Here is a 25,865-nt window from a genome sequence, read left to right on the forward strand (position 1 = left end):
CACTACCCCCGATTCCCGCTCCGAAGCACCCCGCCGGGGCCGTGGTTCCCGGCCGCGTCCGCCGGAGCGGCGCCGTTTCCCCGCAGCGGCGGTGTCGGTAGGGTGGGGCCGTTTCACGGACGGGGACCGCTGGGACGAGGAGGAGCTGATGACGGCGGACGGCGCAGCGCCGGAAGAGGAAGAGGTCCGCGTCGAGCAGCGGGGACTGTACTACGAGGAGCTGCAAACCGGTGCGGTCTACGTCCACCGCCCCGGGCGCACCGTCACCGACGCCGACAACGTCCTGTTCAGCACGCTCACCATGAACCCGCAGAGCCTGCACCTGGACGCCCACTTCAGCGCGGCCACCGAGTTCGGCCGCCCCCTGGTCAACAGCCTGTTCACGCTGTCGACCCTGGTGGGGCTGAGCGTCAACCAGCTCACCCAGGCCACCACGGTCGCCAACCTCGGGTTCGGGGAAGTCTCCTTCCCGCACCCGGTGTTCGCCGGGGACACCCTGTACGCCGAGACCCGGGTGCTGGACAAGCGGCTGTCGCGGTCCCGCCCGGACAACGGGGTCGTCCGCTTCGAGCACCGCGCCCGCAACCAGGACGGGGTGCTGGTGGCCCGGGTGGAGCGCTCCGCGCTGATGCTGCGCCTGCCCGAGGAGCGGCGGTGAACCGCGCCGAGGTCGACCTGCCCGGACCGGCCCTGCTGTTCTGCCCGGCGGACCGGCCCGACCGCTACGCCAAGGCCGCCGAGCGCGCCGACGCGGTCGTCCTGGACCTGGAGGACGGCGTCGCCGCCGAACACAAGGACCGCGCCCGCGCCCTCCTCGTCGCCGGCCTCGCCGACCTCGACCCCGACCGGGTGGTCGTGCGGGTCAACGCGCCGGGCAGCCCGTGGTGGGACGCCGACGTGGCGGCGGTGCGGGAGGCCGGCGTGCGGCTGGTGATGCTGCCGAAGGCGGAACGCCCCGAGGACGTCGAGGCGCTCGCCCCCGCCCGCGTGATCGCCCTGTGCGAGACGGCGGCCGGGGTGCTCGCCGCCCCCCGCCTCGCGGCCTCCCCCTCGTGCGCGGCGCTCAGCTGGGGCGCCGAGGACCTGATGGCGGACCTGGGCGGGGCCGCCAGCCGCCGCGCCGACGGCTCCTACCACGACGTGGCCCGGCACGCCCGCTCCCAGGTGCTGCTGGCCGCCGCGGCGGCCGGGCGGCCCGCCGTGGAAACGGTCCACCTGGACCTCGACGACCTCGCCGGGCTCGCCGCGTCCTCCGCCGAGGCCGCCCAGGTGGGGTTCAGCGCGCGCCTGTGCGTCCACCCCTCCCACGTGGCCCCCATCCGCGCGGCGTTCGCCCCCGACCCCGCCGCCGTGGAGTGGGCGCGCGGCGTGCTGGAGGAGGCCGAAAGGACGCCCTCGGGCGTGTTCCGCTTCCGCGGCAGGATGATCGACGAGCCGCTGCTGCGCCAGGCCCGCGCGATCCTGCGCCGCTCCCGCGGCTGACCGGAGCCCCGCCGGAAGGCGGCCGGGAGGGGCCGGATACCCTCCCGGACGAGCCCGCGCTTCCCGGGCCTCCCGGTACCGGCCCGGGAAGCGCGGCGGGAGGTCCGGGGAGGGGACCGTGCGCAGTCGCCGTGCGCTGATCACCGGATGCCCCGGGGGGAGTGGGGCGCGCCCGCCGCCCGCCTGGCGCGACGCGGCCACGAGGGGGTCGCCGCCGCGCGTTCCGCGGCCGCCCGCGACGACCTGCCCGTCGCCGGACGGGGCGGACTCGACGGCACCGACCCGGAGTCGGTGCGGCGCGCCGCCCACCGCGTCGGGGCGGTGGACGTGCTGGTCGACAACGCGGGCCGGGGCATGCGCCCCCCGTCGAGCCGGCCGTCGACGAGGACCTGCGCACCCCGTGGGAGACCACCGTCCCGGGCCCGCTCCGCCTGATCCGCGCGTTCCCGCCCGCGATGCGGGAGCGCGGCAGCGGACGCATCGTCAACGTCTCCTCCGTCGCCGGACGCCGCGTGATGCCGCTGGCCGGCCACGACGCCGCGACCAAGCACGCTCTGGAGGCGATGGGCGAGGCCCTGCGCCACGAGGTGCGGCCCTTCGGGGTGGACGTGGTGCCGGTCGAACCCGGACCGGTCCGCACCGGCTCGCCCGCACCCTGCCGGCCGACGGCACCGCCGGGGACGGACGACCTCTCCGGGGCGGCCGGGGCGATCGCCGAACGCACCGGCCGCGGCGACGCCGGGTACGAGGAGCGGCGGTACGCGCCCGTGCCGCCGCCCGGTCCGCACCGCGCCGCCGACGCCGCGCCCCGGTGAGGCCGCGGCCACGGCGCCCGCGCCGCGGGCGGATGGGTAGCATGGCGGCCGTTCCCCGTCCCGGACGCGCCGGACACGGGGACACGGCAGGGGGGAGGAGCGGGGTGCGGTGGGGGCGCGGGAGTCGCGACGCGACGCACCCGGTCGCGCCGCGGCGGAGTGCGGAGCACGCCCCTCGGCCGCGGACCCCCGCGGGACACCCGCACCCCCGGGCGACACCCCCGGCCGTTGGGTATGCCGTCCGGACGGAACGACCACCGGCACCGGGGCCGGAGGCTGAGAGAGGGGCAGCCCGATGCTGAGACTGGGCAGTCGCACGTTCACCGACGACCAGACGCTCGTCATGGCGATCGTCAACCGCACCCCCGACTCCTTCTACGACCGGGGCGCCACCTGGCAGGAGGAGCGCGCCCTGGACCGTGTGCACCAGGTCGTCGCGGAGGGGGCCGACATCGTCGACATCGGCGGGGTCAAGGCCGCGCCCGGCGAGGAGATCCCCGTCGCCGAGGAGATCGACCGCGTCGCCGGGTTCGTCGCGAAGGTCCGCGACGCCTACCCCGACCTCGTCATCAGCGTCGACACCTGGCGCGCCGAGGTGGGACGCGAGGTGTGCCGGGCCGGAGCCGACCTCCTCAACGACGCGTGGGGCGGCTACGACCCGCGCCTCGCCGAGGTGGCCGCCGAGTTCGACGTGGGCCTCGTGTGCACCCACACCGGCGGGGTCCGGCCGCGCACCCGGCCGCACCGCGTCCACTACGACGACGTGGTGCGCTCCGCGATCGACGACACCGTCGCCCTCGCCGAACGCGCCGTGTCGCTGGGGGTGGACCGCTCCCGCGTCCTCATCGACCCCGCGCACGACTTCGGCAAGACCACCCGGCACTCCCTGGAGGTCACCCGCCGGCTCGACGAGATGACCGCGACCGGGTGGCCGGTGCTGGTGTCGCTGTCCAACAAGGACTTCGTCGGCGAGACCCTGGACCTGCCGGTCGAGGAGCGCCTCGTGGGCACCCTCGCCGCCACCGCGGTGTGCGCCTGGCACGGCGCCCGCGTCTACCGGGTCCACCAGGTGGTCGAGACCCGTCAGGTCCTCGACATGGTCAGCAGTATCAAGGGACTCCGCGCCCCCGCCCGGGCCGTGCGCGGACTGGCCTAGGAAGACGATCACGTGATCACCATCGCAGCGGTCTGCCCGCACCCCCCGATGCTCCTGCCCGACCTCACCGGCCGGCAGGACGGGGCCGCCGAGGTGCGCGACGCGTGCCGCACCGTCCTGGCCCGCGTCCTGCGCGACGCCGACCACGTCGCCGTCGTGGGCGGGGCGCCCGCCGTCCCCGGCACGGCCCACCCCGACCTGGCGCGCGGCCTGCCGCTGAGCCTGCGCGTGGGCGTGCACCTGCTGGAGGAGGCCGGCTGGGCCCACTCGGTGGAACTGCACCCGGTGGCCGACGACACCCCGACCGACGAGTGCCTGCGCCGGGGGCGCGCACTGGCGGCGGCCCCGCGGCCCACGGCCCTGCTGGTGATGGGGGACGGCAGCGCGCGGCGCGGCCCCAGGGCCCCCGGCCACTTCGACGAACGGGCCCACGGTTTCGACGCCGACCTGGTGGACGCCCTGCGGGAGGGCGACCCGGCGCGGCTGGCCGGACTCGACGCCGGCCTGGCCCGCGACCTCATGGCCCAGGGCCGCGCCGCCCTCCAGGTCCTCGCGGGCGCGGCCGCCGCACAGGACGCGCCGCCCCGGGCCGACCTGGTCTACGCTGACGACCCCTACGGGGTGATGTACGCGGTCGCCGAGTGGCGCTGGTGACCGGAGAGACGGAAAGAGGCGAGTCTGCGTGCGAGTCCTGCTCAACGAGGTGGCCCCCGCCACCGCCGGGCCGGGCCGGGAGGTCGACGGGCCGGAACTGGCGGAGCTGTACGCCTACCCGGAGGAGGCCGCGCGGCGGCCGTGGGTGCGCGCGAACTTCGTGACGACCCTGGACGGCGCGGTCACCGGCGACGACGGCAGGTCCGGGTCGATCAACACCGGCGCCGACCGCGCGGTCTTCTCGCTGCTGCGGGCCCTGTCCGACGTCATCGTCGCGGGCGCGGGAACCGTGCGGACCGAGGAGTACCGGCGGGCCAGGACCGCGCCGCGGTGGCGCTGGGTGCGCCGCGCCGACCAGGCGCCGCACCCCGTGGTCGCGGTGGTCAGCCGCTCCGCGCGGCTGCCGTCCTCGCTCCTGGAGCCCTGCGCCGACGCGGGCGGGGTCCTGCTGCTCACCTGCCGCGCCGCCGACTCCGAGGCGCTGGAGCAGGCCCGGGCCGGGCTGGGCGAGGAGCAGGTCGTCGTGGTCGACGGGGACGGGGTCGCCCCCGCCGACGTGCTGCGGGTGCTCGCCGACCGGGGACTGCGCCGCGTCCTGTGCGAGGGCGGCCCGCACCTGCTGCACGACCTGGCCGCGGCCGACCTCCTGGACGAGCTGTGCCTGACCCTCGCCCCCCGCCTCGTCGCGGGCGACCGGCTGCGGCTGCTGGCCGGTCGCCCGATAGAACAGACGTTTGTTCCCCGGCTGCTGGTGGAGGCGGACGGCACCCTGGCCGGACGCTGGCTGCGGGGGGCGTTCCGGGCGGGGTAGCCCGCGGGGGCCGAAGGGCACAGTCCGACCAGCGGAGAGGAGCCCCGGGAGCGGGGCCCGCTTCCCGCGGCCACGGACGACGCGCCGCCGCCCTGTCCGCGGTGGAGCATGCGAAGCATCCGGGACGACGGCTTCCCGGGGCGGGGGCGACGGGCCCGACGGCACGCCGTCCCCGCCTTTCACGCGCCACCGTTTCCCGTGGGCCAGAATCGAAGCGGGGACGTTTCCGCAGTTCCGGGAGGGGAGGACCGTGGCCACGCCGGCCCGCAGCCACGACGACCGGGTTCGGGACGCGCTGCCGCCCGCGCTCCTGCCGCGGCTGGCCGGGGCCGTCCCGCTGCCCAGCGGCTTCTCCCTCGCCGACCGGCCGGTCTCCGTCGAGGAGCAGGCCACCCTGGACGTGCTGTGCGACCGGCTGCGCGACCGGCCGGAGACCACCCGCCGCGCCTACGTCTCCGACTGGCGGCGCTGGTGGGCCTGGTGTGTGCGCAACAACCGGCCGCCGCTGCCCGCCGACCCCGCCGACCTCGCCGTCTACCTCGCCACCTCCCACCTGACCGACCCCGCCACCGGACGCCCGGCGGCATCGGCCGCCACCGTCGACCGGTGGAGCGCGGTCATCGCGGTCGTGCACACCGCGCACGGTCTGCCCAACCCCGTCGCAGACCCCGCGCTCACCGAACTGCTGCGCCTGGTCCGCAGCGCCCGCCCCGGACGCAAGCTCATCTCCAGGACGCTGACCGGCACCGAGTACCGCCGCCTGCTCACGGCCCTGCCCCCCGACACCTGGCCCGAAGCCGTCACCCGGCGCCGCGACCGCCTCGTCCTCACCCTCGCCCGGGGCACCGGCCTGGGACCCGACCCGCTGCTCGCCCTGCCCCTGTCGGCCGTCCGCCGGGAGGACGCCCCCGCGCTGCGGGTCGACACGGACCGCGACGCCCTGCTGCTCGCCCCCGCCGACGACCCCCTGGAGTGCGCGGTGTGCGCGTTCGTCCACTGGCGCGAGATCCTCGACATCGCCGACCACGGCGGCTACGCGCAGCTGGAGAAGGAGTTCGCGGCCCTGCCCACCCGCGGCATCGGCGACGCGGCCCACGCCTGCACGGTGCTGACCGCGCCCGAACGCGACTCCGCCGCACCGCTGGTGCGCCGCCTGCGACGGGGCGGGAGCATCGCGCAGACCCGGCCCCGCCCGCGTGCCGTCAACACCCTGGTGCACACCTACGCCGAACGCGCCGGGGTGCCCGTCCGCGGCCTGTCGGCGTTCTCCCTGCGCACCGACACCGCGCACTGAGCGCCGCCGTCCGCACCGTCCTCCCCGGTGCGCGAGGGGAGAGCCGCCGGAAGCGGCCGAACCGGAGAAGACGGCGCCTGGAGGGCCGGGCGGCGACGCCGCGCGAGGCGGCCCCGGGGAGAGACGGCATCACCGGAGCCGACGGTCCGCCGCGTCGTCCCGGTGCCGTCGACCGGCGGGGTGCGCCCGCGACCCGTCCGAACACCAGCGGGACGGGCCCGTGCCGACCGGGCCCGGACGCGACCGCCGCGCTCGCGCCACGGCCGCACCGAGGCCCGCACCGGGGCGGTGCCCCGGTGCGGGCCGGAACCTACTCCTTCCTGCCGCGCAGCCGGTAGAACTGGCGCAGCGACCGGGAGCCCTCCCGGTGCCGGCGGCGGATCTCGGCGCGCAGGCGGGCGTCGCTGCGCGCGGCCGTCCACTCGTTCTCCCGCAGCAGTGTGCGGTAGCTGTCCAGGCGGCGCTGCGGCAGGATGCCGCCGTCGACGGCGGCCAGCACCGCGCAGCCCGGTTCGCTCGTGTGGGAGCAGTCGTGGAAGCGGCACTCCTCGGCGAGTTCCCCGATCTCGGGGAAGGCGCGGTGCAGCCCCTCGGCGGCGTCCCACAGCCCCACCCCGCGCAGCCCGGGGGTGTCATGAGCACGCGGCCGTCGCCCAGCGGCAGCAGGTCCCGGCGGACCGTGGTGTGGCGGCCCTTGCCGTCACGGTCCCGCACCTCGCCGGTGGCCAGCACATCGGCACCGAGCAGGGTGTTGACCAGGGTGGACTTGCCCGCTCCGGAGGGGCCCAGCAGCACCACCGTCCCCCGCAGCAGGGCGGTGAGCGCGTCGAGGCCGTCACCGGTGACGGCGCTGACCGCGACCACGTCCGCGCCCGGCGCGACCGCGGCCGTCTCGGCGGCTGCACGGCCGGGGGCGGGATGCCGGTCGGCCTTGGTGAGCACGACCACCGGCGCGGCGCCGCTCTCCCAGGCCAGCGCGAGCAGCCGTTCGACGCGGGCGGGGGACACGCGGCCGGTCAACGGCTCCACCACGGCGGCGGTGTCGACGTTGGCGGCCAGCACTTGCCCCTCGGAACGGGCCGAGGCGGTGGACCGCACGATCGCGCTGCGCCGGGGCAGCAGCGCGGTCAGCAGCGGCGGCTCCCCGGTCCGGGGACGCAGCGCCCCCCAGTCCCCGACGCACACGGTACGCACCGGGTCGGGGGAGAGGACCGGGGTGCTCACGGCCCGTACCGGGCCGTGGTCGGTGACCACGTCGCAGCGGCCGCGGTCCACCCCGGTGACCCGGCAGGGCAGGAGTCCGGCGGCGCGGTGGTCGGCGAAGGCGGCGTCCAACGAGGCGTTCCAGCCGTAGGCGGCGAGCAGCCCGGAGTCGGACGGTGCAGAGGTGAACTCAGAGGACAACGGTGGGAAACCCTTCGTGTGAAGGGACCCCGGCACGCCGGAGGCACCCGGACGACCCGCGAAAGCGGGCGGGGCTCGGGCGGGAAAGCAGAAGAGAGAGGTCAGCCGAGGTCCCGGGAGATGAGGACGGACCGAACGTTGCGCACAACGGCGGCAGCCACCGCGACGGCCATCAGCTCACCTCCTCCTCGGGTTCCGCATTCACTATACAAAGACGCTCAACCACCGTGAACCGGTCGTCCACGGCACCGCATCCGACCGGGACCGGCCCGGGCGGGAGTCACGTCTCGTCGCGCGCAGGCCGGCCGGGGCGGCCGGGGCCGGGGTGCGCCGCCCGGTCGTAGGACCAGCGGAAGGAGCGGATCCGGCGGCGCTGCCGCGGCAGCCGGAGCAGCGCGGCCAGGAGCAGCAGCGCGAACAGTGCCAGGAGCGAACCGAAGAGCAGCGTCTCGGGGACGAAGTCGAGACGCACCGCCCGGAGCAGGAGGACGTGGAACAGCGCGGCGAAGAAGCCGAACAGCACGGCGCCTCCCACGGCCAGGTCCAGCAGAGCCGTCGCGGGATCGACCAGGGCGCGGGCGAGCCGGTTGGTTTCGGGGTCGGGGCCGAGGACGCCGGAGCGCAGCCGCTCCAGGGCGGCGCGGACCGGCGCGGGGGCGGCGCGCCCGCGCAGCAGGTGTCCCCCGTGGTCGGAACGGAGCAGCACGGCGCACGGGCAACCGGTCTGAAGCCCGGTGATGCCCCCGGCCACCAGGAAGGCCAGGGTAGCCACCACCGGCCGCAACGGCAGGTGGGCCGCTTCGAGGGGAACGGAGGCTCCGAAACGGTTGAAACCGGTCAGCGCACCGACGAACCCCAGCGGAATCCCGCAGAACGCTCCGGCGCACACCGCGGCCACCACGGCGCAGGCCCGGGGGAAGCGCCGGGCGGACGACCAGAACCGGGGGAGCGGGGCGTCGGGGGCGGAGGGATCGGGCGTGCGCACACCGTGAACCTGTCCGCAGCGCCCGCGGTGCGGGAACCCCGTCGGCCCGCACGGTGCCGGCCGGGAGCGGGGGCCGGGGAAGCGCTCACGGCGTGCCCCCGTGCGGGGACCGGGCCCGGCGGCGGCGCTCGGCCAGGGGGGACAGGAGGAGGAAGAACAGGGTCACGGAGACGAACGGGCTGATCGCGACGAGGAACACCGCGCGGGTCGGCCACGTGTCCAGGAGCTGCCACACCTGTCCGCCGAAGACCAGGGGGAAGACCACCGCGAACATGCGCCGCACGTGGTGGGCCGGTTCCGGGACGGACCGCCGGTCGTGGTCCGTCCTCCCGGTCGGGGGCCTCCTCCCGCGGAGCACGGTCCTCAGCAGGAGGACGGCGCAGCCGGAGTAGAACCCGGCGAGGACACCGAGCCCGAGCACCGGAGCGGGCGGCATGAGGGGGAGGTCCGGGTGGAGCCGGGGAAGGTGGACGAGGCCGAACACCATGAGGACGGCGGAGACCATCCCGACGGCCAGCGGGAGGAGGGTGCGCCGCACGAGGGACAGGACGCGCCGGGGAAGCGGCCACAGTCGGCCGGGCAGGCGCAGCAGGGCGGAGGCCGGGGAGGAGAACAGGGAGAAGAAGGAGCGAGGGGGACCGGCGTGGGCGTTCACGGCGGGACGGCCTCCGTACTCTCTGCTGCGGACGGCGGGGCGGCCGGATCCGGCCAGGCCGCGACCGGGAACGCGGCCGGCGATGCGAGCAGATTCGGTGCGGTCACGACGGCGAGCACGAACAGGACCACGCCCGCTTCTCCTCTGCACGGATGGTCGCCCATACCGCGTACCGGACGCAAACGGCCAGCACTCCGGCGGTGCCCCCGGCCCCGGCCGGGCAGCGGCCTCCTCTCGCGGACGACCGGCCCCGGGAGATCCGTGGAGGAGCCGGAGCGGGCCCCGGCCGGGACGCCGAACCCGAGCACCGGTGGGCCCGGTGGGGGATCGAGGTCCGGAAGGAGACGGGGGACCGGCAGGGGCGTTCCCGGCGGGCCGGCCTCCGGGAGGCTCCCGGGCCGGAGGGGACGGAGCGGACAGCCAGGCGTACTCCCGGGAGCCGGCCGGTTGCTTCCACCCCCTTCGCACGGTGCCGGCCCCGACCGGTTCGCGTGGGCCGGAAACGGCGGTGGCCGTCCTCGGCCACGCTGCGGGACGACCGGGAGGGGGCACGAGCCATCCCTGCCACCTGCGAAGATGAAAAGAACCTCATTTCCGTTTCATGGTGGTTCAAGGCGTGCGCGGCAGGGTGTGGAGACATGAGAGCGATATCCCGAGGTGTCCTGCTCGCCTGTCTCTCCTTCGTCGCCGTGTGGGCCGTGGTGGCCGCGCTGCTGTGGCTGCGGTCGACCAACGACCCGCCGCCCGGACCGCCGGGGGAGGTCGTCGTGGGAGAGTCCTCCGAGGACTTCTCCCGCTCGCCCGATCCGTCGCCGCCCGCCGCTTCCGATCCGGCCGAGGACGACGTGGTGAACCCGCCGCCCGCCGTCACCGACGACGATGACGACTGGGACGACGGTGACGATGACGACGACGATGACGACGACTGGGAGGACGACGACGGGGACGACGACTGGGACGACGATGACGACTGATCCCCCCGAGGAGGGCCGCCGGTTCCGGATGCCCGCCAGGGTGCGGATCATGGCGTGGGTCGTCCTGCTCATGGCCGCCGTGCTGACGCTGGTGAACCTCGTCGTGTGGCAGACCCTGGAGACCAGGGTCAGCGAACGGGTCGACCAGGCTCTCGACCAGGAGATGGCGGAGTTCGAGGAGTTCGCCGCCGCCGGGGTGGACCCCCGCACCGGGGCGGGCTTCACCGATCTGGACAACCTGTTCCGGGTCCACCTGGGCCGCCAGTACCCCGACCGCAACGAGATCATCTTCGGCCACGTCGACGAGGTCCCCGACGCCACCGTGCCCACCGGCCGCGTCCGCCAGGGACAGGAACCGCTGTTCGACGTCTCCGCCGACCCCGCCACCCTGGGGGCGGTCCTCGCCTCGCCCAGCGGCCGGGGAACGGTCGACACCCCCGAGGGCGAACTGCGCTGGGCCAAACTCCGGGTCGGCCCCCCGGCCGGCTCGGACGTGCCGGCCGGCTGGTTCGTCGTCGGCTACTTCGTCGACGCCGACCGCGCCGACATGCACCGCTTCCTGCGCCTGCTGCTGCTGGTCAGCGCGGCCGGACTGGTGCTGGCCGGAAGCGCCGCCTGGTGGGTGGCCGGACGCATCCTGGCCCCCGTCCGCCTGGTGCGCCAGACCGCGGCGCAGATCACCGAGGAGGACCTCACCCGCCGCATCGACGTCACCGGCAACGACGACATCGCCGCGCTCGCCGAGCAGTTCAACGCCATGCTCGACCGGTTGGAGGAGGCGTTCTCCACCCAGCGCCGCTTCGTCGACGACGCCAGCCACGAACTGCGCACCCCCATCACCATCGTGCGCGGCCACCTGGAGCTGATGGGCGACGACCCGGAGGAGCGCCGCGAGGTGGTGCGCCTGGTCACCGACGAACTGGACCGCATGGCGCGCATCGTGGAGGACCTGCTGCTGCTCGCCAAGGCGCAGCGCCCCGACTTCCTGCACTGCGACGAGGTGTCGCTGGCGGAGCTGACCAGCGACATCGACGCCAAGGTGCGGGCCCTGGGGGACCGCGACTGGCGGCTCGACGAGGTCGGGGAGGGCACCGTGCGGCTGGACCCGCAGCGCGTCACCCAGGCCGTGGTGCAGCTGGCCAGCAACGCGGTGCGGCACAGCGGCCCGGGGGACACCATCGTCCTCGGCTCGGCCCTGACCGAGCGGGACGGCCGGCGCACCGCACTGCTGTGGGTGCGCGACTTCGGTCCCGGGATCGCCCCCGAGGACCGGGAACGGATCTTCGACCGGTTCGCCCGGGCCGGGAGCGCCCGCGGCGACCGTCCCGGCGCGGGGCTGGGACTGGCCATCGTGCGGGCCATCGCCGAAGCCCACCACGGCACCGTGCGGCTGGACTCGGCGGTGGGGCGCGGCTCGACGTTCACACTCGTGCTGCCCGTGGACGAAAGGAGTACGGGACCGTGGGACGCATCCTGATCGCCGAGGACGAGGAGCGCATCGCGTCGTTCGTCCGCAAGGGGCTGAGCGCCAACGGGTTCACCAGCACCGTGGTGGACAGCGCGGGCGCGGCCGTCGACTACGCCCTGACCGGCGACTTCGACCTGATGGTCCTCGACCTGGGACTGCCCGACGCCGACGGGTTCACGGTGCTGCGGCGGCTGCGGGAGGAGGGCTGCCGACTGCCGATCCTCATCCTGACCGCCCGCGACGGGGTGCACGACACCGTCACCGGCCTGGAGGCGGGCGCCGACGACTACATGACCAAGCCGTTCCGCTTCGAGGAACTGCTGGCCCGCATCCGGCTGCGGATGCGCTCCGGGCACAGCGCGGAGTCGACGGTGCTGCGCGCCGGCGACCTCGCCCTGGACCTGCGCACCCGCCGCGCCTCCACCCCGGAGGCCACCGTCGACCTGACCGCCCGCGAGTTCGCCCTGCTGGAACTGTTCCTGCGCCACCACGGCCAGGTGCTCTCCCGCCAGCAGATCCTCTCCCACGTGTGGGGCTACGACTACGACCCCGGTTCCAACGTGGTCGACGTCTTCATCCGGGCGCTGCGCAAGAAGATCGGCGCGCACCGGATCGAGACGGTCCGGGGCATGGGGTACCGGCTGGACGGATGATGAGGAACTCCTCATCATCCGCTCATGACCGGCTCACGGCCGCCAGGAAGCATCGAGGGCATGAACATCTGGTTTGCGCTCGCTGTCGACCTGGTGGCCGTCGCCCTTCTGGGCCACTTCCTCTACTTCCGCCGGCACGGTCGCCGTGACCTGCTGTTCGCCTACGTCGCGTTGAACGTCGGGGTGTTCGCGGCCATGGCGGTGATGGTGACGGCCGGCGTCGAGCTCGCGGTGGGCTTCGGCCTGTTCGGGGTGCTGTCGATCATCCGGCTGCGGTCGGACTCCGTCACCCAGACCGAGGTCGCCTACTACTTCACCGCGATCGCGCTGGGCCTGGTGAACTCGGCGGCCCGGGACACGCCCGTCCTGCTGGTGGGCCTCAACGTGGTGCTGCTGGCCGTGGCGTTCGTCGCCGACCATCCCCGGCTGATGGCGCGCACCCGCCGGCAGACGGTCACCCTGGACGTGGTGCACCGCAACCCGGAGATGCTCCGCGCCGACCTGGAGACCCGGCTGGGCGGCAGGGTCAGCGCGATGACCGTGCTGGAGGTGGACTACGTCCGCGACCTCATGGTCGTCGACGTGCGGTTCCGCGAGAGCGCCGAGGCGGTGCGGACCGCGCACGGCACCGCGGGGGTGGGGCGGTGACCGCGCTGGCCGAGGCGGCCGCGCTGCGGCCGCTGTCCCTGGCGGAGGTCAACGCCCTGGCGTCGCTGACCCTGCGCTCCTGCCGCAAGTACGTCGTCCCCGCCGGGCTGCTGCCGGTCCTGCTGGAGCACATGGAGCGCGACTTCGGGGTGCTGTGCGAGGGCGGGCGCACCGCGTTCCGCTACTCCTCCGCCTACCTGGACACCCCCGACCTGCTGACCTTCCGCCAGCACCGGCAGCAGCGGCGGCGCCGCTTCAAGATCCGCACCCGCAGCTACCTGGACTCGGACCTGACCATGCTGGAGGCCAAGCTGAAGGGCGCGCGGGGGGTCACGGACAAGCGCCGCACCCCCCACGACGGGCGTCCCGGCGAGCTGACGCCCGCCGGGGCGGCGTTCCTGCGCGACGTCCTGGACGAGTACGGTGCCGCGCCGCCGCGGCCGCTGCGGGTCGCGGCGGTGACCGACTACCGGCGCACCACGCTGGTGGAACTCTCCGGGACCGAGCGGATCACCTGCGACACCGGCCTGGTGTGCCGGCACGCCGGGCAGGTGGCGACGATGCGGGAGGACCTGGTGCTGCTGGAGGTCAAGACCCGGCACGGGATGACCGGCACGGAGCGGCTGCTGCACCGCCACGGGGTGCGTCCGGTGGGCTTCAGCAAGTACGCGGCGGCGGTGGCCGTGGTCAATCCGGGGATGGGCGCGAACCGGTGGAGCCGGGTGCTGCGCCGCTGCTTCGACGGGTGACCGGACCGGGGACGGGGCGCGCGGAGCCCGCGGGGCGGTCCCGGGCCGGTGCGGGAAGGCGGGGAGCACCGCGGTCCGGCCACCGGGGCGGGGCAGAGGGCTCCCGGGGACGGCGGCAGCCGTTCCCGGGGCACCGTATTTCGGTCGGTCTTCAACGGTGGTGCTTCCCAGGATTCTCAGAACAATGCCGGAGGGGTGACCGGTCCGGTGTCCCGGTTCCGCTCGGGTGGACGCGCCGAACCGTTCGTGAACGGCCGCTGCGGCAACAGAACGGGAGGACTTCCCTTTCCACCTGGACCGTCGCTTCTCGTCCGCACTCGGCCCCCCGGTTTCGCCCAGCGGTTTCCGGGAACACTCCTGTCTTTTTCGGGACGGTGCCGCGGGAGGGAGTCCGCGGCAGTTCGAGAAAAACGTGGCCTGCTTCACGAAAACCGGATTCGCCGTTCCAGATCCGGGGGTCAAGGCAGGTAAAGCGCCCGGTTTCGGTCCGCCTTCGGGGCGCGGACTCCCAGAATTCTCAGGCTTCTTCGTGTGACGTGTTTGTGACCTGATGCGGGGGGCATGGCGAGGGCAGGTCCGATTAAGGCGGTCTTGTCCGCCCAGCCGGGCCCGCCCCGACCGGGAGGGAAACGACCGGGCCGATCAGCGGGGGAGCCCGGCCGGAGCGGTCCTGCCGGAACAAGCCTGCGACGAGGAGGTCGACATGACCACCAACAGCACGACGGCGCGCCGCCGCAGCCCAGCCCAGCGTCGCGGCGGGTCGGTCCGACCCCCCGCGCACCACTCGCGCAGCACCGGGCAGGCGGAGCGGCTGCTGGCCGCGCTGGCCGCCAACCAGGGGGACGGGCAAGCCTGCGCGCGGATCCGTGACGAACTGGTACGGCTGTACACGCCCCTGATCCGCCGTGAGGCGCGCCGCTACCGCAACCGGGGCGAGCCCATGGACGACCTCTACCAGGTCGGCATGCTGGGCCTGATGAAGGCCATCAAGGGCTTCGACCCGTCGTACGGCAAACCCTTCGTCGCCTACCTGCTGCCGATGGTCACCGGAGAGCTCAAACGGCACTTCCGGGACACCACCTGGGCGGTCCGGGTGCCGCGCGTCCACCAGGAGCGGCGCAGTGAACTCAACCGGGTGATCGCCGAGTTCACCCAGAAGCACGGACGCACGCCCACCACCCGGGAGATCGCCGAAGCGCTGGAGCTGGACCTGGAGGCCGCCATCGAACTCATCGACGCCTCCTCCGCCTACAGCGCGCTCTCCCTGGACATGCCCTTCGGCGAGGCCGACGACGAGTCCGCCCTGGGCGACACCCTGGGGTCCGCCGACGTCGACCTGGAGAACGTGGTCGACCGCACCTCGCTCAAGGACGCCCTGGACCGCCTGCCCGAACGGGAGCGCCGGGTGATCCTGCTGCGGTTCTTCGGCAACAAGACCCAGAGCGAGATCGCGGCCGACGTGGGACTGTCCCAGATGCACGTCTCCCGTCTGCTCTCGCAGACGCTTCGCCAGCTCCGCCGCGAACTGCTCTCCTGACCCGGGCGGCGGACCGGGCCCCGGCACAGGACGCCCGGTCGCGGACGCTCCGCGACGCGTCCGCCGTCCGCTACGGCCGAGGGGGCGGCCGCCCGGTACGGGCCGGTGGATATCGTGTCCTCCGAACGTTGTTCGGAAACCCCGGGGGCGCCGGGGTTCCGGACGGCGGGACGACACGGACGGACCGTCGACAGGGGTGGCGATGTCGGAGCTTCCAGGACCGGTGGCCGAAGCGATCACGCGCAGACCCGTCAGGGGGAGCACCCGGGTGGCGGACTGCGACATCGCCTGGTTGTCCTGGGGGGAGCCCGGCAGGCAGCCGCTGGTCCTCGTGCACGGCGGCGCCGCCCACGCGTGGTGGTGGAGCTTCACCGCCCCGCTGCTCGCCGACACCCACCACGTGGTCGCCCTCGACCTGTCCGGCCACGGTGACAGCGGCCGCCGCGAGAAGTACCGCTTCGCCCTGTGGGCCGCCGAGGCGCTGGCCGTGGCGCACTCCCTGCCCTCCGAGGCCAAACCGGTCCTCGTCGGGCACTCGATGGGCGGGATGGTGACGATGTTCGCCGCCCAGCAGCCCGACGCCGACCTCGCCGCGGCGATCGCGATCGACGCGCCGCTGCACACCTCCACCAGCAGGAGCCGCCGCACCTACGGCCGGAGCCGGTGGTACCGCACCCGGGAGGAGGCGGTCGCGCGGTTCCGGCCGCTGCCGCAGCAGCCGACGGCCGAGCCGAGTCTGGTCCGGCACGTCGCCGAGCACAGCGTCACCGCCGCCCCCGAGGGGTGGACCTTCAAGTTCGACCCGCGGGTGTTCGCCGACGGGCAGCCCGACCGCCCCGCCGACCTCGGCGCGGACATGGCGCGGGTGCGCTGCCCGTTCGGGGCGGTCGTCGCCGAGCGGGGCGTCGTCCCCCCACCGGACCGGGAGCGGCTGGCGGAGTTCGCCAGGGGCGGCCCGAACCGGCCCCCCTCCTCCTACATCGAGATCCCCGGCGGCTACCACCACCTGATGTTCGACCGCCCCCTGGAACTGGTCGACGCGGTCAGGCAGCTGGTCGCGGCCGTGGTCCCCGGCACGGCCGGGGCGGGGTAGCCGTCAGCGGATCTCGCGGTGGCGGCGGGCGCGGGCGAAGACGGCCGGGGCGCCGTGCCGGGCGATGCGGACGGTGAAGACGATCCCCGCGACGAGGACGGCGACCGGCGCGGCCATGATCACGGCGAGCGCGACGAGTTCCGGAATTCCGAGTGCTCCCATGCGCCCATCCTAGAAGCGGCACCGCCCGCCCGTCACCGGCCCCCGGACTCCGAAAGCGCCGCCCGGCGGCGGGGCCGGAGAGCTCGCGGACCACCACGACCGGCACGACGACGAGCGCGGCCGCCGCCAGCAGGAACAGGACCGCGGTCTCCGCCGCCACGCCCCACGGCAGGGCGGCGGAACCGTCGGAGGAGGGGGAGGCGGCGTCAGGGGCGGAGGCCGGTGCGGGAGGCGAGCACCGGGACCGGGGAGCCCGCGCCGGTGGGGACGCCCTCCCGCCGCCCGCGCGCCGCGGCGAAGGCCGCCCCGCCTCAGAGGTATCCGAGCCGGCCCAGCTCCGGGCGGGCCGCGTTCAGCACGTCGGCGCGCTGCTGGGAGTCCAGCCGGGTCCGCCACGACCCGGTCCCGTCGTCCCCGGTGTTCACCAGCTCCACCGCCGACACCCGCGCGTCCACGAACTCCGACAGCCGCCGGGCGGTCTCGATCTCCTTGCCGGGGATCTCCTCGTAGCGCACCGTCATCAACCGGTCCGCGGACAGCTCGGCGCGCAGCCGCGCCGACAGTCGCACCGCGCTGCGCCAGCGCAGCGCGCACTTGCCCGCCAGCGACAGGTTCGGGTACTCCTCCCGCTCCTCCTCCGTCTCCACCCCGAAGAACGGGTGGGGGAACTCCTCGTCCAGGTTGGCCACGCCGGGCCGGAACCAGGCGAGCTGGTGCTCGTCGTCGAGCATGTCCGCCACCACGTCCCGCCCGTCCCGGATGACCTGGATGAACACGGCGTCACCGAAGGCCCGCGCGAGCGCGGTGGCGCTGTAGAGCAGGTCCGGTCCGGCGTCCCCGTAGCGGTGGGCCTCCGCCGCGTGCCGGCACGGCTCCACCGCCTCGCGCAGCGGCACCGGCACCCCGCGGCAGCGCACACAGGTGGCGGGGGTGAGCGTCCACGACTCGGCCAGGGCGTCCCGCAGCAGCACCGCCGTCCCCGACTCCCTGGTGTGCACCATTGACGGCTGCCGGGCCACGGCGTGCACCGCGTCCAGCACGCTGGGATGGCCGCCGCCCAGGTGGAACCCGGGAACGCGGCGCAGCGCGCGGGCGATGAGGCCGACCCCCGAGTGGGGGGCGCCCAGCACGAAGACGGGACGGCGGATCTTTGTCCCGTTGACCACGAGGATGTGCGGCGGTTGTCTCATATGTGGTCTGATTTTGTCATGTTTTGGGAGCTTGTCAGGGGGTGGGCTCCTCCAAGGCGTCACGACACGGGAACGGACGCGTCACGGCCGCGGCTAGGGTGGAGGCGGTAACCGTGCAGCCGACCGCGGACCCGGCCCCCCGCCCGAAGCCGAGGCCGTCGGAGTGCGGTCCCCCTGAGGAGGAGAGGAAGGCCGTGGCCGCCACCGCGAACATCACCGACGTCGCAACCTGGCTCGCCGACGCGCGGGCGACGGTGCTCACCGGAGCGGGCGTCTCCACCGCCTCGGGCATCCCCGACTTCCGGGGACCGCAGGGCCTGTGGACGCGGAACCCGGCCGCCGCCGCCATGTTCGACATCGACATCTACCGCTCCGACGTCAACGTGCGGCGCGAGGTGTGGCAGATGCGCCGCGACCACCCCGCGTTCACCGCCGAACCCAACGCCGCCCACCGGGCCCTGGTCGACCTGGACCGCACCGGGCGGCTGCGCGCCGTCGTCACCCAGAACATCGACGGCCTGCACCAGAAAGCCGGAATGGACCCCGACCGCGTCATCGAGGTGCACGGCACCCTCCACGAGGTGGAGTGCCTGGCCTGCGGGCGGCGCACCCCCACCCCCGAGGTGCTGGCCCGCCTGGCGGAGGAGTCCGACCCGCACTGCCTGGCCTGCGGCGGCATCCAGAAGGCCGCCACGATCTCCTTCGGCCAGCGCCTCGACGCCGCCGTCCTGGACGCCGCCGTCGCCGCGGCCGAGGACTGCGACCTGTTCGTGGCGGTCGGCACCTCCCTGACGGTGCACCCGGTGGCGGGGCTGTGCGACGTCGCCCTGCGCAGCGGCGCGCGGCTGGTCGTCGTCAACGCCGAACCCACCCCCTACGACGAGGCCGCCGACGCCGTCCTCCGCGACCCCGTCGAGACCGTCCTGCCGGAACTGGTGAAACTGGCCGCCGGGGCGGACTGAACCGGACCGGACACGGCGGCGGCCCCGACGGAGGACCCGCCGGGGCCGCCGCCGTGTCCGCGATCAGAGGTCGACGTCGAAGAGGATCTCCAGGGTCTCCTCGACGATCTCCTCGGTGTCGCCCTCCACGATGGCCTCGGCCAGTTCGAACACGTCCTCGGGGTCCACGGCGCCCTCGTTTCTGAGCAGTCTGGGAAGTGCCGCCTCAAGGGATAACACCGGAAAACCGGCCGCCGCCACCCTCAAGAATGACTATTTCGCCCGCCCCGCAGGTGGTGCCGCTGACCGGAACCGGTCACCAGCGGCCCGCGAGCACGTCGCGGATCGCCGCCACGTGCCCGTTGTGCTCCTCGGCCAGCCGGCGCACCGCGGCCCGCGCGCTCCGGGCCACGCCGATCGGACGCACGTACCGCGCGGTCAGCGGCACCAGCCGCGCCCCCAACCGGTGCGCGTGCCCCCGCAGCTGCCGCAGCAGGAACACGGTGAACCGCAGCCGCTCGTCCGAACCCAGCACGTCGGCCAGCGCGAAGGCCCGCTCGTAGCAGGCCACCAGGTCCTCGTCGGCCAGCTCCGCGGAGCCGAAGGCCAACGCCAGCACGGCGTACGCGTCGGAGACACCGCCGTCGACGCGGGCCGTCACGTCCCCGCCGAACAACCGGATCAGCGGGGACAGTGAGTGCAGCAGCCGCTGCGTACCGCAGTCGGCCAGCAGCGCCGCGTCCCGCGCGACCTCGCCCAGGTCGGTCTGCGCCCCCGGATCGTCGTCGGGAGGACCCCCGTCGCACGGGTGCACCACCAGGCCGCCGCGGCCGTCGTCGCGGACCCGCAGCGTGTCCGTCAGGCTCGTCCACTGCTCCGGGGGCAGCTGGGAGCGCCACAGGTGCGCCAGCGACCGCCACCGCACCGCCGCGTCCGCGCCGAACAGCTCGCGCAGCGGCACCGCGCCGCCGTGCACCGCCACCAGCACCAGCATCAGGTTCGCGGTGTAGACGGCGTCGCGGGGCGCCGCCCCCAGGTCCACCGGCCGGTAGCCGCCGTAGTGCGCCTCCCGGCGGTGCCGTCCCGCCTCCCGCAGCAGGTCGGCCAGGGCCAGCCGCAGCTCGTCGCGCACGTGCGGGGCCAGCAGCCGCAGCCGCTCGGCGAGGAACCGCGGCACCTCCCCGGAGACCGACAGCGGGGTGAACGACAGCAGCGCGTACAGGAACGAGTCGTCCAGCGGCGCCGGGCGGATCGACCGCAGCTCCCGGATCCGCGCCTCGGCGAGCTCCGCGAGCTCCTCGGCGATGAGCCGCGCCACCAGGTAGTCGCCGAGCACCGGGTCGGTGAACGCTAGACCGGACGGCGCGCCCTCCAACGCGTCGGTGCGGTGCACGCACGGCAGCCGCAGCGGGTCCAGCGGGCGGGCGTAGTGCGACGGCCAGCGCACCAGCTCGTCGCGGTCGGCCGCCACCGTCGCGGGGTCCACCGCCGCGCCGCCGCGGTGGAACAGCGACAGTGCCAGCAGGGACGCGGTCAGCAGCGCCTGCTCGATCCGCCCCGACCGGACCGCGGGATCGCTCTCGGCCTCGGGGGGCCGTCCCGTACTCGCCGGGTCGGCCCGGTCGGCGGCGTCGGTGAGCATCCGCAGCCACCGCTCGTACAGCGCGGTCTCCCGCAGCGGCGCCTGCAGCCGGCGCAGCGCGTTGCCCACGCCGTCGTAGACCGCCAGCATCAGCAGCGGCAGGGGGCGCCGCGCCAGCGGGAAGTGCGCCTCCAGCGTCTCCCAGTCCAGCGAGGCCACCCCGTGGTGGTGGAAGTAGCTGGAGTTGACCCGGTTCCAGATGGACAGCCACGTCGCGAGCTGGGGTTTGGTGAAGTCCTCCAGGCGCACCGCCACGCTGTCGAGGGGGAAGCGCAACCGGGCCGCCGTGGAGTCCCGGCAGGTCAGCACGATCGCCACCGGGTCGGGGCCCGCAGCGCGCTCCTGCTGGAAGCGGGCCAGGGCGGCCAGCAGCTCGCTGCGCGAGGTCGGCGAACGGGTGGTCAGCTCCTCGACCCCGTCCAGGATCAGCACCGGCAGCGCCTCGCAGTTGCCGCCGCCGGAGGCCGCCAGCGCCTGGTCGAACCGGTCGGCCAGCGCCTGGGCGCCGGCGTCGGCGGGCAGGTTGCGGCCGCTGACCCGCACCGCCGTGAAGTCGCTCTCCGGCAGCCGCGCGGCCAGCACCGACGCCAGCGCCGACTTGCCCGACCCGGCGGGCCCCAGCACCACCAGGGGGTGGGTCAGCGCGCGCGGCGAGGTGATGTGGCCGAGCAGGAACTCGGCCAGGTCGTCGCGGACCTCGGTGTGCTCACGCCACCACTCGACGTCGTGCGGCCGCGTCTGCGCGGTGATCTCGGTGACCCGGAAGCACGGGTTGACGTAGGAGATGGACAGCGGCGGGACGTGCGTGCCGCCGGTCTGCGCGGTGGACGGCAGCGCCAGCCGCTCCCGGTGGGCGCGGGCCAGCGCGCCGCGCACCGCGCTGGGCACCCGGCCCGTGCTGATCGACTGCAGCCGGTGCTGCAACCGGGACAGCCCCATCGGGACGTCCGTCGCCGACGGCCGGAACCGCGCCGTCGACAGCGCCGCCCACGCCCCGAACTCGGGGAAGCCCGCGGCGAGCTTGTCGCGCAGCTCCTCGTAGCGGCGCACGCAGCGGTCGGCGAGCGAGGCGCCGAGCCGGTCGGTGATCGCCTCGCGCTGCGACCGGTCCAGCTCCTCCCACAGCGGCATGCCGCGCAGCACCGACGGCAGCTGCTTGCAGCGGCGCAGGTAGAAGCGGCGGACCCGGGTGCGCCCGTCGGCGGCGGAGCGCTGCGGGCGGGGCAGCGGCGGCGCGGACGCCACCAGCAGCGCCACGAACTCGCCGAGCCGTTTGCGGTCGGCCACCCCCGCCGCCGCGTCGTCCAGCCCGTTGTCCAGCCGGAACGGCAGTTCGGTGTCGTCCAGCGACTCGAAGAACGCGGTGACGACGACGACGCTGTGCGCGGCGGCGATGAACCGGGTGCGCTCCACCCGGCTGAGCAGGTGGGACTCCCGGTCCAGCCGGTTGAGGGCCTGGTGGGCGAACCCCACCAGGTCGGTGCGGGCGGCGAGCAGGTCGGTGGCCTCGTCCGCGACCAACCGGTCGATCAGGTCGACCACGTCCGGGTCGTCGGCGCCGAGGAGCCGGATCGCGTCGCAGTACCGGACGGGTTCGCGCAATGCCACCACCGAAGTTCGCCAAGGGCCGACGCCGCAGGGAACGGCCGTCGGCAGCAGGCTACCGAGTCTCAGCGCCCATCATGACGTGCCCGGACGACGAGCAGTGGTCTTTTGGGATTTTTCGTGATAACGGAACGGGTACGAGACGGTGAAGAGCCGTCACCCGCTGTGGCCCGAGGCCCCGCCCCGCCCGTCTTCGGGCAGGTGGACAGGGGTGTCGGCGGGGCCGTCGGGGGAGTCGAGGGCGTCGTTGGCGGCGGCGAGGGCCAGGATTCGGTCGCAGTTTCGGTCGAAGGTTTCGGAGAGCTCGGAACCCTCGAAATGGGGCCGCAGCGCGTCCAGGACCGGCCGGACGAACCGGGAGGCCAGCCGGGGACCGGTGACCACGGAGTCGATCCTTTCGAGGTAACTCAGGATCACCGAGCGAAGCGCGGTGTGTGCGCCGACCGCAGCGGGGGCCGAAGTCTGGGTCCGTCGAGCGGAGAGCTCTTCGGCGGCCTGGCGCAGCACGGCCAACTCCAGACGGCCCAACTGGCGGCCTCGCAGGAGTCTGGCATACCGGTTGCCCCGGTTGCGTTGGTTTTCCTCGTCGCCGGGCGGTCCCAGCCGCAGCTCCAGGACGTCGCTGATCTCCGACCAGGAGAGAACCGGCAGCGGCTCTCCGGCGCGCCGTGTGGACAGAGCCGAGGCAAGGTCGGGCTCGGAGATCCACGTTCCCAGGTCCGCGCTGGCGTACTTCAGGTACGGACCGAGCATGAGCACCAGCCGCGCCGTCCACCCCTGCATCCGCAGGCCCAGGGAGCGCAGCAGCCGCGAGGTGGTGCCGTCGTAGTCCACGGTGACGGTGTACGGGTCGGTGATGTCCAGCCGTCCCGCGGCGTTGACGCGCAGCTCGAAGCCCACGCACTCGCCGACGTTGACCGGCTCGCGGCGCTCCCGGACCAGCAGCGCGCGCGGTGTGCCGTCCTCCTCCCAGTGCCCCAGGTGGCGCAGCCGCACCGTGTCCATGAAGCCGAACCACTCGTCGCCGGACAGCGCCCGCCACGTCCCGGCCACCTCGCGCCACGGCAGCCACGGCTGCCCGGAGTCCGGGAACAGCTCGTCCAGGCCGACCTCGTCGGCCACCAGCACCAGCAGGGTCACCAGGTTGGCGGTGTGCGCGGCCAGGCGGCGCGTGACGGTCGCCTCGTAGGGCCGGTAGTCCACCGTCGCCCCGGCGCGCGGGTACAGCGCGGCCCGGAACATCTCCACCAGCAGCGACCGGTACTCCGCGCGGTCGCGCGCGTCCCGGGTGCGTGCGGCGAGCAGTTCGGCGGCGAACTCCACCGCAGCGGCACGCCCCGCGAGCGCGGCGAACGAGGTCAGCGCGTGGAACCGGCCGGTGTCCACGGGGACGGGGGTGCGCCTGCGCGCGGCGTGCGCGCGGTCGGCGACCAGGTCGGCGAGCTCGCCCACGACCGTGCGCGCCACCAGGTACTCCCCGAAGGTGGCGTGCAGGAACTCGTAGACGCTGCGGGTCTGCCCCTGCTGCACGGCGCGGGCCTCGTGCACGAAGAAGAACCGGCCCAGCACCTGGTGGGCGGCGCTGATCCGGCCGCCCAGCCCGGCCTCGCCCGCGTCCACCGCGGCGTCGGGGAACAGCACCGCCAGGTCGGCCTCCAGCTGCTCGGCGCCCACCCACTGCTGGTGGCGGACGAACATGGCCACGGCCACCACCTCCAGGCGGCGCAGCTCCTCCTCCACAGCCCGCGCCAGCTCCGCCCCGCCCAGCCGGGGGCGGTGCTTGCGCACCTCCCGTTCGGCGAACGCGGTCAGCAGCCGCTCGTACAGCTCGGCGCGGCCCAGCGCGGCGGCGTCCCGCTGCAGCCGGTTGCCGTCGGCGTCGAACACCAGCAGCATGAGCAGCAGCAGCGGCTGCTCGGCCAGCTCCCGGTAGCGCAGCAGCGTCTCCTCCGGCAGCGGGCGCAGCCCCCGCGCGGCCAGCGCTGCGGCGTTGGCCCTGTTCCAGACCGCCAGCATGCGGGTGACCCGGGCGTCGGTGAACGGCTCCAACCGGATCACCGGCGTGCCCGGCGGGAAGCGGACGCGGTCGGCGACCACGGTGCGGCTGGTGACGACCACCGCCACCGGGCGGCCCAGGGCGGCCTGGTGCTCCTGGAACCGCTGCACCTGCTCCAGGTAGTCGGACCGGTGCACCCCGGTGGCCTGGAGCAGTTCGTCGAAGCCGTCGAGGATCACCACGGGCAGCGCGCCCTCGGCCGCGTCGGCCAGGTCCCGCCAGGACACGCGGGTGTGCAGAGTCGCGGAGAGCCCCTCGTCGAGCTGCGCGTGGATCGGCGCGTCGGCCGGCACCGACCGCAGCTCCACGCGCAGCGGCAGGAAGTCGCCGAACGGCAGCCGCGCCGCCAGCATCCGGGTGAGCTGCGACTTGCCCGCACCGGGGTGGCCGAGCAGCACGATCGGCCGGAAGTGGCACTCGCGCTGGGTGAGCAGCGACACCAGCAGCGGCTGCAGGTCGTCGTGGCGGGCGGCGCCGTCCCACCACGGGTCCGCGGAGGGGGCGGCGTCGGCGTCGGTGAACCGCAGCCGGCCGCCCAGGTCCACGTAGGCGTCGCGCACCAAGGGCAGCACCACCCCGTCGGGGGCCTCGCCGGTGGCGAGCAGCGGCTCCTCCAGCACCGACTGGTAGAGCCGTTCCAGTTCGGTGAGCCTGCGCCGCGCGCCCGGGGCGGTCAGCTGCCCCAGCAGGTCGGCGATCTCGGTCAGGCCGACGCGGACCTCCGCGACCCGTGCGCGGGTGTCCTCGTGCGCGGCCAGGTTCGCCCACACCCCGAATTCCGGAACGTCGGCGGCGAGTTTTCGGTACGACTCGACGTGGCGGCGGCGGGCCAGTGCGGGCACCTCGTCCAGGGCCGCGGCGACCCGGGCCCGACCGGCCTCGTCGAGCCCCTCCCACGCCTCCAGGCCCTGCAGGAACCGGAGCAGGGCGGCGGTCGCGGCCCGGTAGGGCGGCGCGTGCTCGCCGCCGTCCGCGGCCGGCGGCAGGGTCGGGGCGTCCTGTTCGGGGGCGCGCAGCACGTCGCCGAACAGCGCGTACTGCTCCTCCCGGGTGATGCGCAGGTCGCGCAGGGCCAGCGGGCAGCCGGGCCGGTCCAGCGCCTCGTCCAGGGCCTCGAACAGCGCGGTGATCCGCAGGACCAGGTCGGCGGCGGCGACCCGTTCGGTGCGGTCCCAGCGGCTCACCCCGGTGATCTTCTCCCGGATGCCGGTGACCGCGGCCTGCCCGTACCGCACCACCTGCGACTGCAGTCCCAGCACGTCGGGAACCCCCAACGCGCCGAGAGTGCCTGTGACCACGGCCTCACCGAACCCGAGTAGGGTCGGGTCGTCGCCGCCGAGGATCCGCAGGGCGTCGGCGTAGGAGAGGGTCTTCTTCGCCACGGGGGGCCGCCTTCCGGCTACGGAGTGGGAGGGATGTCCATTGTGACGTTCCCGTGACGGTTGCCCAAATTCCGCTGTGGGCACGAGCCCATGCGGCGGCGGCACACCCGGGAGGAAAGAAGAGGAATGCGATCGATCATCCGGGCGGTCACCTTCGACTGCGCCGACCCCTACGCCCTGGCCGAGTTCTGGGCGGGGGCCCTCGGCGCCGCCATCGCCCCCGGCAGCAGGCCCGGCGACCCCGAGGTCTCCGTCGACACCCCCGACGGCCAGCCGCGGCTGCTGTTCCAGCGGGTGCCGGAGAACAAGGTGGCCAAGAACCGGGTCCACCTGGACCTGACAGGGGCGGGCACCGACCGCGACAGGGAGGTGGAGCGGCTGGTCGGCCTGGGCGCGACCTTCGTCTCCGACCTCCGCGGGGCCGACGGGAAGGGGGGCGTGGTGCTCGCCGACCCCGAGGGCAACGAGTTCTGCGTGGTGTCCGGGTGATCCGGGGCCGCGGGCGCGGG

The 25,865-nt window shown here is 74.7% G+C and carries 26 protein-coding genes and 1 pseudogene; 17 read left to right on the plus strand and 10 right to left on the minus strand.

The features are described 5' to 3' along the window. The first annotated feature begins 148 nt into the window (after positions 1-148). The 8 genes from FOF52_RS03590 (at position 149) to FOF52_RS03625 (ending at position 6,212) form a co-directional block, all read left to right on the plus strand. Entirely contained in the window at positions 149-658 is a 510-nt protein-coding gene (locus FOF52_RS03590) for a MaoC family dehydratase (protein ID WP_248592417.1), read from the plus strand. Next, the gene (locus FOF52_RS03595) at positions 655-1,482 is read left to right on the plus strand and encodes an HpcH/HpaI aldolase/citrate lyase family protein (protein ID WP_248592418.1); all 828 of its coding nucleotides are present in this window, start codon (positions 655-657) and stop codon (positions 1,480-1,482) included. Before FOF52_RS03590 ends, FOF52_RS03595 begins: the two co-directional genes overlap by 4 nt. A gap of 147 nt (positions 1,483-1,629) precedes the next feature. Continuing rightward, positions 1,630-1,917, plus strand: a complete 288-nt coding sequence (locus FOF52_RS03600; RefSeq protein WP_248593985.1) for a Rossmann-fold NAD(P)-binding domain-containing protein — start codon at positions 1,630-1,632, stop codon at positions 1,915-1,917. Continuing rightward, positions 1,917-2,297, plus strand: coding sequence for an SDR family NAD(P)-dependent oxidoreductase (locus FOF52_RS03605; RefSeq protein WP_248593739.1), 381 nt, complete (start codon positions 1,917-1,919; stop codon positions 2,295-2,297). The genes FOF52_RS03600 and FOF52_RS03605 overlap by 1 nt, the downstream gene beginning before the upstream one ends. A 295-nt stretch (positions 2,298-2,592) precedes the next feature. Further along, positions 2,593-3,453, plus strand: a complete 861-nt coding sequence (folP, locus tag FOF52_RS03610) for a dihydropteroate synthase (RefSeq protein WP_248592419.1) — start codon at positions 2,593-2,595, stop codon at positions 3,451-3,453. A gap of 12 nt (positions 3,454-3,465) precedes the next feature. After that, the gene (locus FOF52_RS03615; protein ID WP_248592420.1) at positions 3,466-4,107 is read left to right on the plus strand and encodes a class III extradiol ring-cleavage dioxygenase family protein; all 642 of its coding nucleotides are present in this window, start codon (positions 3,466-3,468) and stop codon (positions 4,105-4,107) included. Between the two features lie 28 nt (positions 4,108-4,135). Continuing rightward, entirely contained in the window at positions 4,136-4,918 is a 783-nt protein-coding gene (locus tag FOF52_RS03620) for a pyrimidine reductase family protein (protein ID WP_248592421.1), read from the plus strand. Positions 4,919-5,168: 250 nt separating this feature from the next. Further along, a complete protein-coding gene (locus tag FOF52_RS03625; protein WP_248592422.1) occupies positions 5,169-6,212 on the plus strand; it encodes a site-specific integrase in 1,044 nt (347 codons plus the stop codon). A 310-nt stretch (positions 6,213-6,522) separates the two neighbouring features. Here the strand turns inward: FOF52_RS03625 and FOF52_RS03630 are convergent, their stop codons facing one another. The 5 genes and pseudogenes from FOF52_RS03630 to FOF52_RS21860 form a co-directional block, all read right to left on the minus strand. Beyond that, on the minus strand, positions 6,523-6,825 hold the full coding sequence (locus FOF52_RS03630) for a ribosome small subunit-dependent GTPase A (RefSeq protein WP_248593986.1): 303 nt from the start codon (positions 6,823-6,825) through the stop codon (positions 6,523-6,525). A 62-nt stretch (positions 6,826-6,887) separates the two neighbouring features. Continuing rightward, positions 6,888-7,652, minus strand: a pseudogene (rsgA, locus tag FOF52_RS22015) (GTPase RsgA); the annotation flags it as partial. Between the two features lie 244 nt (positions 7,653-7,896). Next, positions 7,897-8,601 (minus strand): hypothetical protein, encoded by a 705-nt coding sequence (locus tag FOF52_RS03640; protein ID WP_248592423.1) that lies wholly within the window; start codon positions 8,599-8,601, stop codon positions 7,897-7,899. Positions 8,602-8,686: 85 nt separating this feature from the next. Further along, complete coding sequence (locus FOF52_RS03645; RefSeq protein ID WP_248592424.1) at positions 8,687-9,256, minus strand: hypothetical protein; 570 nt, start codon at positions 9,254-9,256, stop codon at positions 8,687-8,689. Then, positions 9,253-9,387 carry a hypothetical protein gene (locus FOF52_RS21860; protein ID WP_282573847.1) on the minus strand — a complete coding sequence of 45 codons (135 nt, stop codon included), beginning with the start codon at positions 9,385-9,387 and terminating at the stop codon, positions 9,253-9,255. The genes FOF52_RS03645 and FOF52_RS21860 overlap by 4 nt, the downstream gene beginning before the upstream one ends. Positions 9,388-9,894: 507 nt before the next feature. On the opposite strand from FOF52_RS21860, the gene FOF52_RS03650 reads away from it, so the two are divergent. The 7 genes from FOF52_RS03650 to FOF52_RS03680 all read left to right on the plus strand — a co-directional run bounded on the left by FOF52_RS03650 (position 9,895) and on the right by FOF52_RS03680 (position 16,378). Then, positions 9,895-10,230, plus strand: a complete 336-nt coding sequence (locus FOF52_RS03650) for a hypothetical protein (protein ID WP_248592425.1) — start codon at positions 9,895-9,897, stop codon at positions 10,228-10,230. Next, on the plus strand, positions 10,172-11,707 hold the full coding sequence (locus tag FOF52_RS03655) for a sensor histidine kinase (protein ID WP_425265526.1): 1,536 nt from the start codon (positions 10,172-10,174) through the stop codon (positions 11,705-11,707). Before FOF52_RS03650 ends, FOF52_RS03655 begins: the two co-directional genes overlap by 59 nt. Further along, a complete protein-coding gene (locus FOF52_RS03660) occupies positions 11,692-12,351 on the plus strand; it encodes a response regulator transcription factor (RefSeq protein ID WP_248592427.1) in 660 nt (219 codons plus the stop codon). Before FOF52_RS03655 ends, FOF52_RS03660 begins: the two co-directional genes overlap by 16 nt. A gap of 60 nt (positions 12,352-12,411) precedes the next feature. Beyond that, positions 12,412-12,999, plus strand: coding sequence for a DUF4956 domain-containing protein (locus FOF52_RS03665; protein ID WP_248592428.1), 588 nt, complete (start codon positions 12,412-12,414; stop codon positions 12,997-12,999). Next, positions 12,996-13,748, plus strand: a complete 753-nt coding sequence (locus tag FOF52_RS03670; RefSeq protein ID WP_248592429.1) for a polyphosphate polymerase domain-containing protein — start codon at positions 12,996-12,998, stop codon at positions 13,746-13,748. Before FOF52_RS03665 ends, FOF52_RS03670 begins: the two co-directional genes overlap by 4 nt. Positions 13,749-14,451: 703 nt before the next feature. Beyond that, complete coding sequence (locus FOF52_RS03675; protein WP_248592430.1) at positions 14,452-15,285, plus strand: RNA polymerase sigma factor SigF; 834 nt, start codon at positions 14,452-14,454, stop codon at positions 15,283-15,285. A 202-nt stretch (positions 15,286-15,487) separates the two neighbouring features. Beyond that, positions 15,488-16,378: an alpha/beta fold hydrolase gene (locus FOF52_RS03680; RefSeq protein WP_248592431.1), complete on the plus strand. Its 891-nt coding sequence runs from the start codon at positions 15,488-15,490 to the stop codon at positions 16,376-16,378. Positions 16,379-16,381: 3 nt separating this feature from the next. Here the strand turns inward: FOF52_RS03680 and FOF52_RS03685 are convergent, their stop codons facing one another. After that, entirely contained in the window at positions 16,382-16,540 is a 159-nt protein-coding gene (locus FOF52_RS03685) for a hypothetical protein (RefSeq protein ID WP_248592432.1), read from the minus strand. 311 nt (positions 16,541-16,851) lie between these two features. Then, positions 16,852-17,730, minus strand: coding sequence for a sulfotransferase (locus FOF52_RS03690; RefSeq protein WP_248592433.1), 879 nt, complete (start codon positions 17,728-17,730; stop codon positions 16,852-16,854). A 194-nt stretch (positions 17,731-17,924) separates the two neighbouring features. Between FOF52_RS03690 and FOF52_RS03695 the strand changes: the two genes are divergently transcribed. Further along, positions 17,925-18,692, plus strand: coding sequence for an SIR2 family NAD-dependent protein deacylase (locus FOF52_RS03695; protein ID WP_248592434.1), 768 nt, complete (start codon positions 17,925-17,927; stop codon positions 18,690-18,692). A 63-nt stretch (positions 18,693-18,755) separates the two neighbouring features. On the opposite strand, the gene FOF52_RS03700 is transcribed toward FOF52_RS03695, so the two are convergent. From FOF52_RS03700 to FOF52_RS03710, 3 genes are all read right to left on the minus strand, one after another. Then, positions 18,756-18,911, minus strand: coding sequence for a hypothetical protein (locus FOF52_RS03700; protein ID WP_248592435.1), 156 nt, complete (start codon positions 18,909-18,911; stop codon positions 18,756-18,758). Between the two features lie 76 nt (positions 18,912-18,987). Continuing rightward, positions 18,988-21,921, minus strand: coding sequence for an NACHT N-terminal helical domain 7-containing protein (locus FOF52_RS03705; protein WP_248592436.1), 2,934 nt, complete (start codon positions 21,919-21,921; stop codon positions 18,988-18,990). A 153-nt stretch (positions 21,922-22,074) separates the two neighbouring features. After that, entirely contained in the window at positions 22,075-25,356 is a 3,282-nt protein-coding gene (locus FOF52_RS03710) for an NACHT domain-containing protein (protein ID WP_248592437.1), read from the minus strand. A gap of 126 nt (positions 25,357-25,482) precedes the next feature. Between FOF52_RS03710 and FOF52_RS03715 the strand changes: the two genes are divergently transcribed. After that, positions 25,483-25,845 carry a VOC family protein gene (locus FOF52_RS03715; RefSeq protein ID WP_248592438.1) on the plus strand — a complete coding sequence of 121 codons (363 nt, stop codon included), beginning with the start codon at positions 25,483-25,485 and terminating at the stop codon, positions 25,843-25,845. The last annotated feature ends 20 nt before the right edge of the window (positions 25,846-25,865 follow it).

The organism is Thermobifida alba (genome assembly GCF_023208015.1).
Lineage (GTDB): Bacteria > Actinomycetota > Actinomycetes > Streptosporangiales > Streptosporangiaceae > Thermobifida > Thermobifida alba.

Excerpts from the sequence above, each read along its gene's own strand:
- FOF52_RS03590 (WP_248592417.1), top strand. The coding sequence starts at position 149 with ATGACGGCGGACGGCGCAGCGCCGGAAGAGGAAGAGGTCCGCGTCGAG.
- FOF52_RS03600 (WP_248593985.1), top strand. The coding sequence starts at position 1,630 with ATGCCCCGGGGGGAGTGGGGCGCGCCCGCCGCCCGCCTGGCGCGACGC.
- folP (WP_248592419.1), top strand. The coding sequence starts at position 2,593 with ATGCTGAGACTGGGCAGTCGCACGTTCACCGACGACCAGACGCTCGTC.
- FOF52_RS03650 (WP_248592425.1), top strand. The coding sequence starts at position 9,895 with ATGAGAGCGATATCCCGAGGTGTCCTGCTCGCCTGTCTCTCCTTCGTC.
- FOF52_RS03655 (WP_425265526.1), top strand. The coding sequence starts at position 10,172 with ATGACGACGACTGGGAGGACGACGACGGGGACGACGACTGGGACGACG.
- FOF52_RS03665 (WP_248592428.1), top strand. The coding sequence starts at position 12,412 with ATGAACATCTGGTTTGCGCTCGCTGTCGACCTGGTGGCCGTCGCCCTT.
- FOF52_RS03675 (WP_248592430.1), top strand. The coding sequence starts at position 14,452 with ATGACCACCAACAGCACGACGGCGCGCCGCCGCAGCCCAGCCCAGCGT.
- FOF52_RS03680 (WP_248592431.1), top strand. The coding sequence starts at position 15,488 with ATGTCGGAGCTTCCAGGACCGGTGGCCGAAGCGATCACGCGCAGACCC.
- FOF52_RS03685 (WP_248592432.1), bottom strand. The coding sequence starts at position 16,540 with ATGGGAGCACTCGGAATTCCGGAACTCGTCGCGCTCGCCGTGATCATG.
- FOF52_RS03690 (WP_248592433.1), bottom strand. The coding sequence starts at position 17,730 with ATGAGACAACCGCCGCACATCCTCGTGGTCAACGGGACAAAGATCCGC.
- FOF52_RS03715 (WP_248592438.1), top strand. The coding sequence starts at position 25,483 with ATGCGATCGATCATCCGGGCGGTCACCTTCGACTGCGCCGACCCCTAC.